The sequence below is a fragment of the Catenuloplanes sp. NPDC051500 genome (assembly GCF_044454585.1).
Lineage (GTDB): Bacteria > Actinomycetota > Actinomycetes > Mycobacteriales > Micromonosporaceae > Catenuloplanes.
Map to the genome: position 1 here is coordinate 134,615 of NZ_JBITDX010000007.1, position 17,812 is coordinate 152,426.

Here is a 17,812-nt window from a genome sequence, read left to right on the forward strand (position 1 = left end):
ACGCTACATCCGGCCGACGTCGGTGATTCGCAGGACCGCGACGCCGGCCTCGTCGGAGGCGGCCAGGTCGACGACCGCGGTGATGTGCCAGTCGTGGTCCTCGGCCGGGTCGTCGAGGAACTGGCGGACGGTCCACTCGGTACGGTCCTGGGTGATCTGCAGCAGCGCGGGCCCGCGGGCGTCCGGGCCGGTGCCGATGTCCTCGTGCTCCTCGTAGTACGGGGTCAGCGCGTCGGCCCAGGAGGCGGCGTCCCAGCCGGACTCCGCGTCCAGCTCGCCGAGCGCGGCCCACTGGTGCAGCGCGGCCAGCTCGACGCGGCGGAACATGGCGTTGCGGACCAGGACCTTGAACGCGCGCAGGTTGCGGGTGACGGCGGGCGGCTTGTCCTCGAGCGGCGCGGGCTTCAGCGGATCGGTGCCGGGGTTGCGCAGCCGCTCCCACTCGTCGAACAGCGACGAGTCGACCTGGCGGACCAGCTCGCCGAGCCACTCGATCAGGTCGACGAGTTCCTCGGTCTTGGCCTCTTCCGGGACGGTCTGGCGCAGCGCGCGGTACGCGTCCGCGAGGTAGCGCAGCACCAGGCCCTCGGAGCGGGACAGGCCGTAGAACGCGACGAACTCGCCGAACGTCATGGCGCGCTCGAAGAGGTCGCGGATCACGGACTTCGGCGCGAGCTCGTAGTCGGCGACCCACGGGTGGCCGCGCCGGTACGTCTCGTAGGCGGCCTCGAGCATCTCCGCGAGCGGGCGCGGGTGGGTCACCTGTTCGAGCAGTTCCATGCGCTGGTCGTACTCGATGCCCTCGGCCTTCATGGCGTTGACCGCCTCGCCGCGCGCCTTGAACTGCTGCGCGGAGAGGATCTGCCGGGGGTTCTCGAGCGTCGACTCGATGACGGAGACGACGTCGAGCGCGTAGGACGGCGCCTCGCGGTCGAGCAGTTCAAGCGAGGCCACGGCGAACGGGGACAGCGGCTGGTTGAGCGCGAAGTCGAGCTGCAGGTCCATGGTCACCCGGACGGTGCGGCCGTCCTCGTCCGGCTCGGGCAGCCGTTCGATCACGCCGCCGGCAAGCAGCGCGCGGTAGATGAGAATCCCGCGGTGGACGAGGCGGCGCTGGCCGGCGCGCTCCTCGTCGTTCTCGGTGAGCAGTCGGCGCATGTGCGCGAAGAAGTCGCCGCGCCGGGCCAGCACGTTCAGCAGCATCGCGTGCGACACCTGGAACGAGGAGGTCAGCGGCTCCGGCTCGGCGTCGACAAGCCTGTCGAACGTGGGCTTGCCCCAGCCGATCGTGCCCTCCGGCGGCTTCTTCTTCACCACCTTGCGGCGCTTCTTCGGGTCGTCACCGGCCTTCGCGAGCGCGCGCTCGTTGTCGATCACGTGCTCCGGCGCCTGCACGACCACCCGGCCGATGGTGTCGAACCCGGCCCGGCCGGCCCGGCCCGCGATCTGGTGGAACTCGCGGGCGCGCAGCAGCCGGGTGCGGATGCCGTCATATTTGGACATGCCGGTGAAGAGCACGGTGCGGATCGGCACGTTGATGCCGACGCCGAGCGTGTCCGTGCCGCAGATGACCTTGAGCAGGCCGGCCTGGGCGAGCGTCTCCACAAGGCGGCGGTACTTGGGCAGCATTCCCGCGTGGTGCACGCCGATGCCGTGCCGGACGAGCCGGGAGAGCGTCCGCCCGAACCCGGCCGCGAACCGGAAGTTGCCGATCATCTCCGCGATGGCGTCTTTTTCCGCGCGGGTGCAGACGTTCACCGACATCAGGGACTGGGCCCGCTCCAGCGCGGCGGCCTGGGTGAAGTGCACGACGTACACCGGCGCCTGGTGGGTGGTGAGCAGTTCCTCGATGGTCTCGTGCATCGGCGTCGTCACGTAGGAGAACAGCAGCGGCACCGGCCGTTCCACCGAGCGCACCACAGCCGTCGAGCGCCCGGTCCGCCGGTTCAGGTCCTTCTCGAACCGGGACACGTCGCCGAGCGTCGCCGACATCAGCACGAACTGCGCCTTGGTCAGCTCCAGCAGCGGCACCTGCCACGCCCAGCCCCGGTCCGGCTCCGCGTAGAAGTGGAACTCGTCCATGACGACCTGGTCGACGTCCGCGTCCACGCCCTCGCGCAGCGCGATGTTCGCCAAAATCTCCGCCGTGCAGCAGATGATCGGCGCGTCCTCGTTGACCGAGGCGTCGCCGGTCAGCATGCCCACGTTCTCCGGGCCGAAGACCTCGACGAGCGAGAAGAACTTCTCCGAGACCAGCGCCTTGATCGGCGCGGTGTAGAACGTGGTGCCGCCCCGGGCCAGCGCCGCGAAGTGCGCCGCGATCGCGACCAGACTCTTCCCGGACCCGGTGGGCGTGTTCAGGATGAGATTCGCACCGGAGACAATCTCGATCAACGCCTCCTCCTGGTGCGGATAGAGGCTGAGCCCCTTCTCCTGCGCCCAGAGGCTGAAGATCTCGTAGAGGGAGTCGGGGTCCGGTGTGCCGGGAATCCGGTCGGTCAGCGTGGTCATGGTGTCACCGATCATGCCTGGTCCGGTAACTCCCCCGCCAACCGGGCTTTACGCGCACCCGTGCGCCGGCAGTCACCTCAGACAAAGCCGCCGTACCGCCGAGATGTCGATATGCCGCCGATGCCGCCTTTACCCCGACCGGCAACCTCAGGTCACCTTGAAGATCCAAATCATCCGCGGGTACGCGAGGGAGCTTCTTCGGGCGCGGCGGAGGCCGACGCCACAGCACCGTCGGGGACATGGGCGATCTCCTCGACCACCGCCCGCCGGGGTCTGAGCAGCACCGCGAGCCCGGCGCCCGCCACCGCGACAAGCGCGCCCGCGTAGCCGTTGACCGGATAGCCCAGCCCGGCCGCGAGAACCACGCCGCCGATCGACGTGCCGACCACGTTCGCCAGGTTGAGCGCGGACTGGTTGAGCGCCGCCGCCACCGCGGGCGCACCTGGCGCCGCGTCCATCAACCGCAGCTGCAGCGACGGATACATGATCAACTGAACCAGCCCGATCCCGAACGCCCCGGCGAACGGCGCCCACGGCATCGTCATCACGCCCGCGAAGCCGGCCAGCACCACCCCGGCGGCGACACCGGCCAGCGGCACGGTCCGGCCGACGTTCCAGTCGGCGAGTCGACCACCGATCAGCGCGCCCACTGTCATACCGGCGCCGTAGAGCATCAACACGATCGGCGTCGCCCCGGCCGGAAGCCCCGCGACGTCGGTGGTGATCGGCGCGATGAAGCTCAGCACGCAGTACAGGCCCGCGAAGCCGCTCGCCGCCACAGCGATCCCGGCCCAGAGATCCCCCGACCGCAGCAGTCCGGCAGTTCCGGCCCCACCCCACCGTCGTGACCGGCCCGCCAGCGACGGCCAGACCCTGCCCACCGTCCCCTGGGCGCGACCGGTAGGAGATTGCGGCCGCGCAGCAGCCGGCCGCCCGCGTTCAGCGTTCGAGGACGACCGGCAGGTGTCAGCCGTTTCGCGCGACCTTTCCTGCCGTGACCGCCGGGCTGGTGCGGGCAGCCCTGGATCGGACGGCACGAAGGCGGAGACCGCCGCGAAAGCCGCCACGAAGATCACGACCGCGAGTGCCAGCGACGCACGCCAGCTCACGGCCTGACCGAGGAAGATCGCCAGGGGCACGCCCAGGATGCTGGCGACCGTCTGCCCGACGCCGACCAACGCGGTCGCCCTCCCCCGCCGCTCTCGCGTCACAAGCGAGGCCGCGGTCGCGGCCGCGAGCGCCAGGTAGGCGCCGTGCGGCAGCCCCGCGACGAACCGTGCCACGTCGAACAGCATCAGGCTCGGGGCAAGCAGCGCGGCCGTGTTGCCCACGATGAACAGCACCAACGTGCCGAGCAGCAGCCGGTGCCGGGGCACGCGCGCACCCGCGATGGTGATCAGCGGCGCGCCGACGACCACGCCGAGCGCGTAGAGCGAGATGGCGGTGCCGAGGCTGGCCGCGCTCGCGTTCAGGTCCGCCGCGATGCTCCCGAGCAGCCCGGTCACGGTCATCTCCGCGACGCCGATCCCGAACGCACCGAGCGCGAGCGCTGCCAACGCGGCCCGGACACCACGCGTGCCCGCCGGCGCCGGGGATTCCACGGTCGGCACACCACGCGCGTCAGCCGGCGGGTCAACAGCGCCCGCTGGAAGGCCGCCCCCTTCACCCGGCGCCGTGAGCACGGCCGGCCGCAAGGCCTCGCCGGGCACCGTCGACGGAAGGGCGTCGCCGAGAACGGTCTGCCGCTGGGCGGCGCCCGGAACTGCCGACTGCAAAGCGTCACCGGGAACCGGCGGGGTGCGGGAGCCGGCGTCCGGAGTGGGTGAGGGCTCAGTCATCGAGACGCGCCACGGAGGTGCCGGCGACCAGGACCGGGTCGACGGTGACTGTCACCGGCGCGGAATCGCCGCCGGGGTCCGCCAGCCGGGCCAGCAGCAGCTCTGCCGCCCGCGCCGCGATCTCGTGGGTGGGCTGCTCGATGATGCTGAGCCGGGGAAGCGTGGCCATCGCCAACTCGCGGTTGTCGAAGCCGATCATGGACACGTCCCGGCCGAGTCGCAGCCCGGAGTCGTTGAGGGCGATCAGCGCGCCGAGCGTCAGGTGGTGGCTGGCGCAGAAGACCGCGGTCGGCCGGTCCCGCGCCGCGAGGATGCGCTGCATCGCGGCCTGGCCGCCCGCGACCGTGGCCGGCCCGGTCCGGAGCAGTTCGCCCTCGGGCGTGATCCCGGCGCGGTCCAGCTCCGCGCGGAAGCCGGCGAGCCGGTCCCGGGCGGTGGAGATCTCCGTGGGGCCGCCGACCGCGCCGATCCGCCGGTGGCCGTGGTCGAGCAGCAGCCGGGCCGCCATCGTGCCCGCGCCGAGGTTGTCCAGGTAGACGCGGTCGGTGTCCAGGCCCGGTGCCTCCCAGTCGAGCTGGATGACCGGGATCTCCGCGCCGGCGCGGGCCAGCGCGGGCGCGTCGTGGGCCGGCGGGACCGTGATGATGCCCTCGACCATGCGGCCGAGCAGCAGGTCGACGGCGCCGGCGCCGGGGGTGGGGCTGGTCGCGACAAGCACGCTCAGGCCGGCGTCGCGCAGTGCGAGCTCCACGCCCGCGATGATCGTCAGGTGGAAGTCGTCGGTGAGCGCGGGGAGCAGCACGCCGACCGTCCGGGACCGGCCGAACCGCAGGTTGCGCGCGATGCCGTTGGGCCGGAAGCCCAGCCGGGCGGCGGCCTCCTCGATCGCGCGGCGGTTCGCGGGCAGCACCGTACCCCCGTTGTAGTGCTTGGAGATCGTCGCCAACGACAGGCCGGTCAGCCGCTGGAGGTCCTTATACGTCGTCACCCACACCTCCGATCGAAACGTTCCTCTGCTAATTTAGCTCGCAAAACTGGCCAGCCGAAGAGCACAGGGCGAAACGTTTCGCTCAACCGGGACGTATCCACCGGACCTGTGCGCAGTTGACCTGTCCATCTACCGTGGGACGGACAAGATCCAAGGTCAGAGGGGTGCGATGGTGACCACCGAAAGCCCGGTACGCACGCCGGTGCCGCGAAGCGCCGCGGCGGTGCGCGACACCGCGCCACCGGCCCCGACGCTCCGCGGCAGCCTGACGGCGGGTCTCCGGCACACGCCCGGCCGCCTCGCGTTGTGGATGACGGTGCTCGTCGCGCTCGCGCTGCTGGCCGGCGTCGCCGCGGTCACCGGCATCCGGCAGCGCGCCACGCACATCGACGCGCTGGCCGAGCGGAACGGCCCGCTTACCGTCGCCTCGCTGGACCTCTACCGCGCGCTCTCCGACGCGGACGCGACGGCGGCGTCCGCGTTCCTCTCCGGCGGGCTCGAGCCGCCCGTGCTTCGCGACCGCTACCAGGCGGACATCGCCGAGTCCGGCCGCGCGCTGACAGTGCTCGGCGCCGGCCTGGGCAGCGGTGGCGGTGACGGCGCCGCGCACCTGGCCGTGCTCAACTCCCGGCTGCCGGTCTACACCGGGCTGATCGAGACCGCGCGCAGCCTGAACCGGCAGGGCCTGCCGGTCGGCGCGGCCTACCTGCGCGAGGCGAACGGCCTGATGCGCGGTGAGCTGCTGCCCGCCGCGCAGGGCGTCTACGACGACGCGGCGGGCGAACTGCGCGATGCCCGCGACGACGGCGGCGCGGTCCCGTGGCTGGCCGTGCTGCTGTGTCTGGCCGCGATCGCCGCGCTGGTCGTGGTGCAGCGGCGGCTGGCCCGGCTGACCAACCGGGTGTTCAACGTCGGCCTGCTTGTCGCGACCGGCGCGGCCGTCCTGCTCACGCTCTGGCTTGGCGTCTCCGCGACCACTGCCGGCATCAACCTGGCCGCCGGCCGGGACGAGGGTTCGGACCAGGTCGACAGGATGGCGCGGGTACGGATCGCGGCGCTGCAGGCCCGTACGGACGAGGCGCTGACGCTTGTGGCGCGCGGTGGCGGCGCCGCGTTCGAGACGCACTACGCGGAGGTGCTTGACGGCATCACCCGGGACGGCGGCTCAATCGACGAGATCCGCGCGCACGCCACCGGCGCGGATTCCGCACCGCTCACGTCCGCGGACGACGCGGCGACGGCCTGGCTGGCCGCCCACCGGGACGTGCGGGCCAAGGACGACGGCGGCGACTACACAGGCGCGGTCGAGGTCACGCTCGGCGAGGCGGCCACCCGGTTCGCCGCGCTTGATGGCGGGCTCGACGCCGCAATCAAGGCCGACAGTGCCGTGTTCGCCGCGAAGGCCGACGCGGCGGGCGGCGCGCTGCGCTTCGCGGACCTGGGCGCGGGCGCGCTGACCGTGATCATGATCGCCGGTATCGCGATCGGAGTGCAGCGACGAAGGGCGGAGTTCCGATGAAGAGACGCCGAGGCCTGGTGCTTGGCTCGCTGCTGCTCACCGTCGCGCTTGCCGGGTGCGGCACCGGGAACGCCGGGCTGCCGGACGTGCGGGTCGGCGCGGGTGCGCCGCTGCCGGTCGGCGCGCAGGACCCGGCGCCCAGCCCGTCCGCTCCCCCGGCCGGCGGTCAGGACTGCGACCCGCGGGCCAGCCTCCGCCCGCCCGCCGCGCTGCCTGCTGCGAACCGCATGCCTGCCGGTGGCACGCTCGCCGCGATCCAGGCGCGCGGCAAGCTGATCGCGGGCGTGGACCAGAACAGCTACCGGTTCGGGTTCCGGGACCCGCTTACCGGCGAGCTGACCGGCTTCGACATCGACATCGCCAAGCAGGTGGCCAAGGCGATCTTCGGCGACGAGAACCGCATCCAGTTCAAGACCGTCACCTCGGCCACCCGGATCGACGCGGTCCGCAACGGCGAGGTCGACCTGGTGGTCGAGACGATGACGATGAACTGTGAGCGCTGGCAGCAGGTCAGCTTCTCAAGCGAGTACTTCACGGCCGGGCAGCGGGTGCTCGTGCTCCGCGGCTCCGGAATCACCGGCATCGCGGACCTGGCCGGGAAGAAGGTGTGCGCCGCCTCGGGCAGCACCTCGATCCGGAACATCGCCTCGGACCCCGCCAGGCCGGTCCCGGTCGCGGTCGCGGGCTGGACCGACTGCCTGGTGATGCTGCAGCAGAACCAGGTCGAGGCGGTCTCCACCGACGACAGCATCCTGGCCGGGCTCGCCGCCCAGGACCCGAACACCGAGGTGGTGGGCGCGGCGTTCACCGACGAGCCGTACGGGATCGCGATCAAGAAGGAGAACGCGGACCTGGTCCGGTTCGTCAACGGCGTGCTGGAGAGGGTCCGCGCGGACGGCACCTGGACCAGTCTGCACCGTACCTGGCTGGCAGCGCTGAACACCGACACGCCCGCGCCGCCGGCCGCCCGGTACCAGGACTGACGTGACCACGCCGATGGGCCGGGACGAGGCCGACGCCGCGCTTGTCGGCCTCACCGCCGCGCACGACCGGATCTCCGCGGCCATGTACTGGCTCGACAACCACAAGGGCCTGGCCGCACTGCGCCGGACCGGGCTGACCGGGCGTACCGCGCGGACCGCCACCGAGACGCTGCACCGGGTCGGCGTGCTGTGGTCCCAGTTCGCCGCGCTCGGCGCCCGTCTGGACCGGGCCCGGGAGGCGCGCGCCGCCGCCGGGAACCGCCCGAACCCGGCCGAGCTTCGCGCGCTCACCGCGATGCTCCGCGAGCCCGCCGTGCCGGTCGGCCCGGACGGCATGGTGCTCGACGCGGGCCCGCCGGTGCTGACGCTTCCCGCGCTCGCGAACGGCCTGGAGGAGCAGACCGCGCAGGTCCAGGCCGTGTGCATGCAGGTCGAGGCCGCGCGGGTCGCGATCTCCGAGCGCCTCGCGCCGCTTACCACAGCGCTCGACCGGGCCCGGGCCACCGCGTCCGGGCTCGGCGACACCGGCGGTGCGCACGCCGGGCTCGCTGACGTGGAGGCACGGCTCGCCGAGGAGCACCTGACCGCGCTCTCCGACCCGCTCGGCGGCGCCGGCAACGACTGGCAGGCCGCGGCCCGGCTTCGCGAACTGGCCGAGGAGGTCAACCGGATCGTCGCCGGACTGGCCGGACTGGCCCGGTTGCGCGACGGCTTCCCGGAACGGCTGGCCCGCCTCGGCCGGGACGTCGACGGCGTCGCGGCCGCTGAGGAGCGCGCCGCCGCGGTCTTCGCCACCGTGCACGAGAAGATCCTGGCCCCGGGCCTGCCGGAGGCGCCGCACGCGGCCGAGTCGCTGCGCGCGCACCTGCGCCAGATCGCGGAGATCCAGCGGGAGGGCCGCTGGCCGAGGCTCGGCGAGGAGCTTGAGGCGGCGGAGCGGGGTGCGGCAGCGGCGCTGGAACGGGCCGGGCACCTGCACGAGGCCGCGGACGGCCTGCTGCGCCGGCGCACCGAGCTGCGCGGGCGGCTGACCGCGTACCGGGCGAAGGCGGCGCGGCTCGGCCTGCTCGAGGACGGGCACGCGGCCACGCTTCACGAGGCGGCGGAGACGCTGCTCTACACGTCGCCGTGCGACCTCCCGGCCGCGACCCGGGCCGTGATGGCCTACCAGCGGGCGCTCTCCGGCGCCGGCCCCGAACCGACAGGCATACCGGCCTGGAACAACGAACCTCCTCGAGGGGAGCCTCTGTGATGAGCGCGCTCTGCCTGCGTCCCGGCTGTCCCGGCAGCTACGGCCCGGACGGCTACTGCGACGAGTGCGGCCGCAAGGCCCCGCCGGAGGCACAGGCACCACAAGCACCACAAGCCACAAACGCCACGGTGGGTACGCGGGGATCGGCGCGGACCGGCAGCGGGCGCACCCGCGGCTCGCGGTCCGGGCGCACCGGCACCGGCCGGGGGCGGCTCGGCGCCGGCCTGGTCGAGATCCCGCGCGTCCCCCTTCGCGACCCGGCCACCGCGGTGATGACCGATCCGGTGGTGGCCGAGCCGAAGCGGTTCTGCACCAGCTGCGAGAAGCCGGTCGGGCGCGGGCGCGACGGCAGACCGGGCCGCACCGAGGGCTTCTGCCCGCACTGCGGCACCGCGTTCTCGTTCCTGCCCCGGCTGGCGGCCGGCGACGTGGTCCACGACCGCTACGAGGTGCTTGGCGCGCTCGCGTACGGCGGCCTGGGCTGGATCTACCTGGCCCGGGACCGGAACGTCTCGGACTCGGTGTCCGACCGCTGGGTGGTGCTGAAGGGCCTGATCAACACGGCCGACCCGGACGCGGCCGCCGCGGCCGTGACCGAGCGCCGCTACCTCGTCGAGATCGACCACCCGAACATCGTCAAGATCCACGACTTCGTGCAGCACCCGGACGCGAAGACCGGCGAGCAGGTCGGCTACATCGTGATGGAGTACGTCGGCGGCAGCTCGCTGCGGGACCTGCTGGTGTCCCGGCGCGACACAGGCGGTGAGGCAGGTATGCCGCTGGCCGAGGTGATCGCCTACGGCGTGGAGATCCTGCCCGCGCTCGACTACCTGCACGGCCGGGACCTGCTCTTCTGCGACTTCAAGCCGGACAACGTGATCCAGGCCGAGGAGCAGCTGAAACTCATCGACCTGGGCGCGGTCCGGCACCTGTCCGACGAGGAGTCCGCGATCTACGGCACGCCCGGCTACCAGGCGCCGGAGATCGCGGACGAGGGCCCGTCCGTCGCCTCCGACCTCTACACGGTCGGCCGCACGCTCGCCGTCATGGCGCTCGGTTTCAAGGGCTTCACGAGCACGTACGCGACCCGGCTGCCGACACCGGCCGAGGCGCCGCTGCTCGCCCGGCACGACTCGTTCCTGCGCGTGCTGGAACGCGCCACCCACCCCGAGGCGGACCGGCGGTTCGGATCCGCGAGCGAGTTCAGCGAGCAGCTGCTCGGCGTGCTGCGCGAGGTGCTGGCCGCCGGCGACGGCATGCCCCGGCCGAGCACGTCGCTGCGGTTCACGCCGGAGCGGCGCACGTTCGGCACCGCGGCAGGCGAGGTGGTGACCGGCGAGGGCGGCGTCGACCCGCGCGAGGTCGCGGCCGCGCTGCCCACACCGCTCGTCGACGTGCTGGATCCGGGCGCGGGCTTCCTCGCCTCGCTCGGCTCCGGCGCCCCGGCCGAGGTGGTCGCCGCGCTGACCGCCGCGCCGGTGACCAGCCCCGAGGTCGCGTTCCGGCTGGTCCGCGCGCACATCGAGGCCGGTGACCTGGAGACCGCGGGCGCGGACCTGGACGCGCTGGCCGAGGAGGACCCGCTCGACTGGCGCGTCGACTGGCACCGCGGGCTGGCCGCGCTGGCCGGCGGCGACACGGAGACGGCCCGGACCGCGTTCGAGGCGGTCTACCACGAGCTGCCCGGCGAGCGCGCCGCCCGGCTGGCGCTGGCCGCCGCGTGCGAGTGCGCAGGCGACACCGAGGCGGCGGCCGCACACTACGCGCGCGTGTGGGCGGTCGACCGGGGCTTCCTCAGCGCCGCGTTCGGCCTGGCCCGGCTCCGGCTGGCGACCGGCGACCGGGCGGGTGCGCTCACCGTGCTGGACCAGGTGCCGGAGAGCTCCGCGCAGTACCTGACCGCACAGGTCGCGGCGACCCGGGCCGGGATCGCGGGCACGGCCGTGGGCGGCGGGCCGGTCGACGACCTGATCGGCGCGGCCCGGCGGCTGGAACGGCTGACCCTGGACACGGAACGGCAGTCCCGGCTCGCCGCGGAGCTGCTGGAGACCGCACTCAACTGGCTGGCCGGCGCGGGCGCCGCGGGCGGCACGCGCCCGGCGGGCAGCACGGCCGCGGCTGGTGGCACGGGTCCGGCTGGTGGCACGGGACAGCAGATTCTCGGCAATGACCTGACCGAGCGGGGCGTGCGGTTCGGGCTGGAGCGCACCTACCGGATGCTGGCACAGCACGCGCGCACCCGCGAGGAGCGGTACGCGCTTGTCGACCGGGCAAACGCGGTCCGCCCGAGGACGCTGGTGTGAGCGCCGCCCCGGCCTGCCCGGAGCACGGCGAGGCCTACGACGACGCGGTCTTCTGCGAGGTGTGCGGACGCAACCTGCTGACCGGCGCGCTCCCGGCTCCGCGCCCGGTACCGCCCGCCGCGGGCGGTGCGGAGGCGGGGAGGCCGGATCGTGACGGTGCGGGCTCTCTGCCTCGTGCGGCGGCGTCGGGCGGCGACGGCGTACCCGCGGAGGATTGTGAATGGGTTTCGGCTCGTGAGTCCGGTGGGAAATGCGCGGCGTGCGGTGCGGTAGGAGATGCGGACAACGGCTGGTGCAATGAGTGCGGGCGGCGGCTGAGCGCGGCGCGGGACCGGGCGGAGCTGGAGTTGGACGGCATCGCGGCGGTGACCGACAAGGCGCGGCGGCGACACAACGAGGATGCGGTGGCGATCGGGCGGGCCGGTGACGCGCGGGTGGCAGTGGTCTGCGACGGGATCTCGACGGCCCGGCGCGCGGACGCGGCCTCCACAGTTGCGGCCGAAGCCGGCATGATCGCGCTGCTGGGAGCGCTTGCGGGCAGCACCGGTGATTCCCGCGCGACACCGCACCACGCTGCGACCACCGCGGCCGCACCTCACTCCGCCGTCACCGCGACACCTCACTCGGCCGCCACCGCGACCACACCACACGCGGCCACCGCGACCACACCACACGCGGCCACCGCGACCACACCACACGCGGCCACCGCGACCACACCCCACTCGGTCGCTGCCGCGACGGTGCGCGCGGCCGCGGACGCGGCGAAGGCGGCCGCCGGGACCGGGCGGGCCGAGGACGGGGATTCGCCGCCGGGCTGTACCTACGTCTCCGCGGTGGTGGCGGCGGACGGCGTGACCGTGGGGTGGATCGGGGACAGCCGCGCCTACTGGGTGGGCGCGGACGGGGATGCGCAGCAGTTGACCGTGGACGACTCGCTCGCGGCGATCCATGCGGCCGGGCGGCGGGTGCCGGACGGGCTGCAGGACGCGGATCCGGAGTCGCTCGCGCTGGTGCGCTGGCTGGGCGCGGATTCCGGGGAGGTGGAGGCGCAGGTGATCTCGTTCCGGCCGGCGCGGCCGGGGCTGGTGATCGTCTGCACGGACGGGCTGTCGCACTACCTTCCGACGGCCGCGGACCTGGCGGCCGAGGTGGCCCGGCACGACGGCGTCACGCCGTTGCGGCTGGCCGCGGAGCTGACCGCGACGGCGATCCGCGCAGGCGGCCACGACAACATCGCGGTGGCGATCCTGCCCGTCACCGCCGGCCCGAACACAGACAGCCCGGAGCCAGACAGCGCTGAGTCCGGCAGCGCAGAGACACGCAGCGCAGAGACACGCAGCGCAGAGACACGCAGCGCAGAGACACGCAGCGCAGAGAGACGCAGCCCGGGGACACGCCGCGCAGCGACCGGCAGCACAGAGAGGAGCGCGTGATGGCCAGCAGCAACGCCCAGCCGCAGTTCGAGGCGGAGGTGGACCAGAACGAGTATCTGCCCGAGGGTGGCAGGACTGTGGACGCGATCCTCACCGTGACCGCGACCGGCGGGCCGGGGAACGCATCGGACACCGGCGCACAGAGCACCGGGGCGGCCTCCGGCACGCGGACCGCGCAGATCATCATCGTGGACGTGTCCGGTTCGATGGCCGCGCCCGCGACCAAGATGACCGAGGCGAAGAAGGCGACCCAGACCGCGATCGACGCGCTTCCGGACGGCACGCCGTTCGCGGTGATCGCGGGTAACGGCGCGGCGACAATGGTCTATCCGCCGCAGCCGGGCACGGTCGTCGCGGACCGGCGGACCCGGGACGAGGCGCGGCACGCGGTGCACCTGCTGTGGGCGAACGGTGGCACCGCGATCGGCCGCTGGCTTGACCTGGCGAACTTCGTGTTCGCGAGCACCACCGCGGAGATCAAGCACGCGATCCTGCTCACCGACGGCGAGAATCAGCACGAGACGCGCGAGCAGCTGGAGAAGGTGCTGGCCGCGTGCGAGGGGAAGTTCATCTGTGACGCGCGCGGCGTCGGGCACGGCTGGGTCGCGGAGGAGCTGCGGCTGATCTCGTCGGCGCTGCTCGGCACCGCGGACGGCCTGGAGAGCCCGGACGAGCTGGCCGGCGCGTTCGCGGCGATGACGCGGGCCGCGCAGGGCAAGACGGTCGCTGACGTGTCGCTGCGGCTATGGACGCCGGCGAACTCGGTGATCCGGTCCGTGAAGCAGGTGTTCCCGCAGGTGGAGGACCTGACGGCGCGGCGGGTGGAGGTAAGCGCGCGGATCGGCGAGTACCCGACCGGCGCGTGGGGCGCGGAGGGCCGCGACTATCACATCACCGTGGACGTGGAGCCGGACGCGGTCGGCGAGGAGGTGCTCGCGGGCCGGGTGAGCCTGGTGAGCAACGGGCAGGTGCTGACCGAGAAGCTGATTCTGGCGAAGTGGACGGACGACGAGGCACGCTCCACGAAGATTAACAAGCGGGTGGCGGCCTACACCGGGCAGGCGGAGCTGGCCTCGGCGATCCAGGAAGGGCTGAAGGCGCGCGACGCCGGCGACGAGGAGACCGCTACCGCGAAGCTCGGGCGGGCGGTGCAGCTGGCCGAGGAGACCGGCCACACCGACACCGCGAAGCTGCTGGCCCGCGTGGTCGAGGTGGAGGACGCCAAGGCCGGCACGGTACGGCTGAAGCGGCGCACGGCGGACGAGAACACCGAGATCATCAACGTCCGGTCGACGAAGACGGTCCGCGTGCAGCGGCAGAAGGAGAGCTGACGATGGCCAGCTGCCCGAAGGGGCACGAGTCCGCGACGCTTGACTACTGCGACACCTGCGGGGCGCCGATGGGCGGGGCGTCGAGGCCTGCGCCGGCGCCGTCGATGGAGGCCACGCAGCCGGCGGGATTGCCATCGGCGGGAACGGTTCCCGCGGCCGAGGGAACGCTCTGCCCGGTGTGCGGCACGCCCAAGGCGGGCCGGTTCTGCGAGGAGGACGGCTACGACTTCCTGCTCGCGCCGCCTGTGACACCGCCGGCAGCCCTGCCGGATTCACAGGCCACCCCCACCGTGGGTACGGAGTCCGCGCCCGAGCCGCCGGCCGCCGGCCTCGAGGTTGTGGTCGGCCCGGACAGGGCGTACTTCGACGGCGTCATCGCACAGGGCGGTGAGGACTCGGGCGGCATGACGTTCCCCCGGTTCGCCGCGGAGCGCCGGTTCCCGCTGACCGGGGAGAAGCTGCTGATCGGCAGGCTCAGCCGTTCGCGCGGCGTACACCCGGACATCGACCTGGCGGCCGCGCCGGAGGACCCGGGCGTCTCGCACACGCATGCGCTGCTGTTGAACGAGGGCGGAAAATGGTCCATCGTGGACCTCGGCTCCGCCAACGGGACATACGTCAACGATCCGGCCAGTGCGGCCATTCCGGCGGAGACGCCGGTGCCACTGCGGCCGGGAGACCGTGTCTACCTTGGAGCGTGGACATCGCTGACCGTGAGGGAGGCACAATAGCGCTCCCCCGGCCGCCCGGCGGGAAAAGCCGGATATCTGACGGCAGGTTTCTGCGGAATTGAACCACCATTGCGAGATCGCTCGCCATTGGGCGACTGTGCGGTGAATTCCCGACAGTAGCCCGTATTCAAATTCGAGCTCCCATTCCCTGCCGCTTCCCGCGACGTCCGAGGTCAGAGCGGATGTCGCGGGAAGCGGCCGTCCCGTTTGGTGCAGCGGCCCCAACTGCTCCACATGGGATGGTCAGCCCCGGTAGCGCCCGATTCGCGCGCACCGCGGTCCACCTGACCGAACGGATGAGTCACGCCTCCCCCATAGGGTTGAGGTTGGCGACCCGGATGGCCGTTTTCGTCACTCCGTGCGGCTACGACGAACGCTCTGAGTAGCGATCTTTCATCGTTCGGCGGATATGGTCCGCCACGCCCGCGCCCGGTGGATTTGCACAACGCTCATGTCCGGAGTGTCAACTGCTGGTTACGCGCACCCCCGGAAAACCCCACGTCAGGACCGTGAACAACCCTCGTGTCCACAGGGGAGCGGAATTGATCTCAATGGCTGCAAACGATTTTCCAGCCTGATTCGACTAGCACTCCGGCAGTTCCGCGTCAATGCGCAATCCGCGTTCTGCAGGTGGCCAGAGGGTGCTTGCGATCATTGCTAGCGTTCTCCATTGTTCTCGCCGGGCACCGCCGTCCTGGGGCCCCGGCCAGGCCGGAAGTCCTGGATGGACTCAACCACTCGGCTCCTCATCGGAGGTTCACCAGATGGTCCTCACCGGACCCGCACGCCGCCATGCCGCGGCGCGAATCGCACTCGCCGGGGTGACCGCACTAGCGGTCGTGCTCGGCGCGCAGACGCCGGGCAGCGCACAGCTCCCGGCCGCGCCGGCCTCCCCCGGCGCTCAGCCGCCGGCCGTCGCCGGATACGGCCAGGTCGACACACCGGCCTTCCAGGTCCCCGGCCCGCTGCCGGTGCGGACCGGCAGCGTCCCCGTCGTCACGCCGAAGTCGGCGCAGAAGGCGTTCGCGGCCGAGGCCATCAACGACCAGGTCGCGGTGCGTGCACTGATCATCGCCACGGACAGCGCCGACTTCGGCGTGCCCACCTGGAAGGCGACGCTCGACCGGGTCGGCGCGACCTACGACGTGCTGTACGCCGCGAGCACCCCGATCACCACAAGCACGCTTGTCAGCGGCGGCATCGGCAAGTACAACGCGATCCTGCTGACGAACAGCATGCTGCTGGTCCCGCAGGGCGCCAACTACGTCTCCGCGCTGGACTCCACCGAGTGGAACATCCTCTGGTCGTACGAGCTGAACTTCGGCGTGCGCCAGGCCGCGCTCTACACCAGCTACGGCACCTGGCCGGAGAACTACTGCCTGACCAGTGCGGGCGATGTCAGCGTCGGTGACACGGTGCTGCCGGCCACGCTCACCACGGCGGGCGCGGGCGTCTTCGACTACCTGAAGTCGACGGCGACCATCCCGATCCAGCAGTCCTACGTGTACCGCACCACAGTCACGGCGAACTGCGGCGCGGAGAAGCTGCTGCAGGACTCGAGCGGCAACGCGCTCGCGGTCAAGGTCGACTCGGGCGGCCGGCAGAAGATCGCGCTGACGTTCACCTCGAACGTCAACCTGATCCAGTCCGACCTGCTGGTCTACGGCCTGTTCGAGTGGACCACCAAGGGCATCTTTTTCGGCGAGCGCAAGCACCACCTGAACGTCGACATCGACGACTGGTTCAACAGCGCGGACCACTACCACGACGACGGCACGATCGAGTACACGCCGGGCTTCTACGTCAGCGGCCACGACACGATCAACCTGGCCGCGAAGCAGACCGCGCTGCGCACCGACCACCCGAGCTCGCCGAACTTCACGTACAACCTGGCGTACAACGGTGGTGACATCGACCCGTTCGCCGGCAACGCCTGCATCGACGGCGACTCCACCACGCTCACCTCGACCACGAAGTGCCTGAAGGACAGCTTCCGCTGGGTGAACCACACGGTGAACCACCCGGAGCTGAACTTCACGAACTACAACGACTCGCTCGCCGAGATCCAGGGCAACCTGACCGCGGGCGCGGGCATCGGGCTGAGCGTGCCGGTGTCGGTGCTGAAGACCCCTGAGTACTCCGGGCTCGGCGTCTACAACGACGACCCGAACAACGACACCGGCCCGCCGACCGACCACGGCCTCGCCGCGTCGAACCAGGCGCTGCTTGACGCGGCCGCCGCGGCGGGCGTCACCCACCTGCACGGCAACATGTCGTTCAACAGCCACAAGCCGACGAACTTCAACACCAACATCAGGCACCCGTTGAAGAGCGCTATCGGCATCGTGCCGGACTGGCCGACGAACATCGCGTACCACACCACCACGCCGGCCGAGGAGACGCACTTCTACAACGCGTTCTACGGACCGGGCGGGCTGTTCCCGTACTGGCCGTCGAACCGGACGTACCAGCAGATCCTCGACTACGAGGGCGGCTCGATCGGCTTCCAGCACGTGGCCGACGGCTCGATCTACTCGCACACGTTCCACATCGCGAACGTGCGTGACTACGGCAGCGGCAACACGCTTGTCACCGACTGGACGGACGCGGTGATGGACAAGTTCGACGCCACGTTCAACGTGCCGCTGATCAACTCGTCGTGGACCCAGATCGCGTCCTACACCGACGCCCGGAACAGCCACTTCAAGGCGCTGGCCGGCGCGACGGCGATCTACGACAGGTTCGCCGGGACCATCACGGTCAGCTCGACCCAGGCCGGGACGCTTCAGGTCGGCGGCGCGGCATCCACTGTCACCGGCGCCACCACCTACGGCAGCGCGGTCACCGCGCCGGTCACGGTGGCGGCCAACGGCACGCCTGTCGTCATCGCCGCCGCAGCGCGGCTGTAAAGCACCGAAAGCAC

11 protein-coding genes are annotated in these 17,812 nt (G+C 72.0%); 8 read left to right on the forward strand and 3 right to left on the reverse strand.

All coding sequences use genetic code 11. The features are described 5' to 3' along the window. Positions 1 to 3 precede the first annotated feature (3 nt). The 3 genes from ACIA8K_RS16445 to ACIA8K_RS16455 all read right to left on the reverse strand — a co-directional run bounded on the left by ACIA8K_RS16445 (position 4) and on the right by ACIA8K_RS16455 (position 5,337). Positions 4 to 2,526 carry a DEAD/DEAH box helicase gene (locus tag ACIA8K_RS16445; protein ID WP_396059517.1) on the reverse strand — a complete coding sequence of 841 codons (2,523 nt, stop codon included), beginning with the start codon at positions 2,524 to 2,526 and terminating at the stop codon, positions 4 to 6. 155 nt (positions 2,527 to 2,681) lie between these two features. Next, a complete protein-coding gene (locus ACIA8K_RS16450; RefSeq protein WP_396059519.1) occupies positions 2,682 to 4,112 on the reverse strand; it encodes an MFS transporter in 1,431 nt (476 codons plus the stop codon). A 229-nt stretch (positions 4,113 to 4,341) separates the two neighbouring features. Beyond that, positions 4,342 to 5,337, reverse strand: coding sequence for a LacI family DNA-binding transcriptional regulator (locus ACIA8K_RS16455; RefSeq protein WP_396059521.1), 996 nt, complete (start codon positions 5,335 to 5,337; stop codon positions 4,342 to 4,344). 169 nt (positions 5,338 to 5,506) lie between these two features. Here ACIA8K_RS16455 and ACIA8K_RS16460 point away from each other — a divergent pair, with 169 nt between their 5' ends. From ACIA8K_RS16460 to ACIA8K_RS16495, 8 genes are all read left to right on the forward strand, one after another. Beyond that, positions 5,507 to 6,856 carry a hypothetical protein gene (locus ACIA8K_RS16460; protein WP_396059523.1) on the forward strand — a complete coding sequence of 450 codons (1,350 nt, stop codon included), beginning with the start codon at positions 5,507 to 5,509 and terminating at the stop codon, positions 6,854 to 6,856. Continuing rightward, on the forward strand, positions 6,853 to 7,839 hold the full coding sequence (locus ACIA8K_RS16465) for a glutamate ABC transporter substrate-binding protein (RefSeq protein WP_396059525.1): 987 nt from the start codon (positions 6,853 to 6,855) through the stop codon (positions 7,837 to 7,839). Before ACIA8K_RS16460 ends, ACIA8K_RS16465 begins: the two co-directional genes overlap by 4 nt. A 1-nt stretch (position 7,840) precedes the next feature. Next, positions 7,841 to 9,091, forward strand: coding sequence for a hypothetical protein (locus ACIA8K_RS16470; RefSeq protein ID WP_396059527.1), 1,251 nt, complete (start codon positions 7,841 to 7,843; stop codon positions 9,089 to 9,091). Continuing rightward, complete coding sequence (locus tag ACIA8K_RS16475) at positions 9,091 to 11,394, forward strand: tetratricopeptide repeat protein (RefSeq protein WP_396059529.1); 2,304 nt, start codon at positions 9,091 to 9,093, stop codon at positions 11,392 to 11,394. Before ACIA8K_RS16470 ends, ACIA8K_RS16475 begins: the two co-directional genes overlap by 1 nt. After that, the gene (locus ACIA8K_RS16480) at positions 11,391 to 12,827 is read left to right on the forward strand and encodes a PP2C family protein-serine/threonine phosphatase (RefSeq protein WP_396059531.1); all 1,437 of its coding nucleotides are present in this window, start codon (positions 11,391 to 11,393) and stop codon (positions 12,825 to 12,827) included. The genes ACIA8K_RS16475 and ACIA8K_RS16480 overlap by 4 nt, the downstream gene beginning before the upstream one ends. Continuing rightward, positions 12,827 to 14,158 (forward strand): VWA domain-containing protein, encoded by a 1,332-nt coding sequence (locus ACIA8K_RS16485; protein ID WP_396059533.1) that lies wholly within the window; start codon positions 12,827 to 12,829, stop codon positions 14,156 to 14,158. Before ACIA8K_RS16480 ends, ACIA8K_RS16485 begins: the two co-directional genes overlap by 1 nt. A 2-nt stretch (positions 14,159 to 14,160) precedes the next feature. After that, on the forward strand, positions 14,161 to 14,889 hold the full coding sequence (locus ACIA8K_RS16490; RefSeq protein ID WP_396059535.1) for an FHA domain-containing protein: 729 nt from the start codon (positions 14,161 to 14,163) through the stop codon (positions 14,887 to 14,889). 764 nt (positions 14,890 to 15,653) lie between these two features. Then, on the forward strand, positions 15,654 to 17,798 hold the full coding sequence (locus ACIA8K_RS16495; RefSeq protein ID WP_396059537.1) for a hypothetical protein: 2,145 nt from the start codon (positions 15,654 to 15,656) through the stop codon (positions 17,796 to 17,798). Positions 17,799 to 17,812 lie beyond the last annotated feature (14 nt).

Bases quoted from the DNA above. Each gene is read 5' to 3' on its own strand.
- ACIA8K_RS16445 (WP_396059517.1), bottom strand. From the start codon at position 2,526: ATGATCGGTGACACCATGACCACGCTGACCGACCGGATTCCCGGCACA.
- ACIA8K_RS16460 (WP_396059523.1), top strand. From the start codon at position 5,507: ATGGTGACCACCGAAAGCCCGGTACGCACGCCGGTGCCGCGAAGCGCC.
- ACIA8K_RS16465 (WP_396059525.1), top strand. From the start codon at position 6,853: ATGAAGAGACGCCGAGGCCTGGTGCTTGGCTCGCTGCTGCTCACCGTC.
- ACIA8K_RS16475 (WP_396059529.1), top strand. From the start codon at position 9,091: ATGAGCGCGCTCTGCCTGCGTCCCGGCTGTCCCGGCAGCTACGGCCCG.
- ACIA8K_RS16485 (WP_396059533.1), top strand. From the start codon at position 12,827: ATGGCCAGCAGCAACGCCCAGCCGCAGTTCGAGGCGGAGGTGGACCAG.
- ACIA8K_RS16490 (WP_396059535.1), top strand. From the start codon at position 14,161: ATGGCCAGCTGCCCGAAGGGGCACGAGTCCGCGACGCTTGACTACTGC.
- ACIA8K_RS16495 (WP_396059537.1), top strand. From the start codon at position 15,654: ATGGTCCTCACCGGACCCGCACGCCGCCATGCCGCGGCGCGAATCGCA.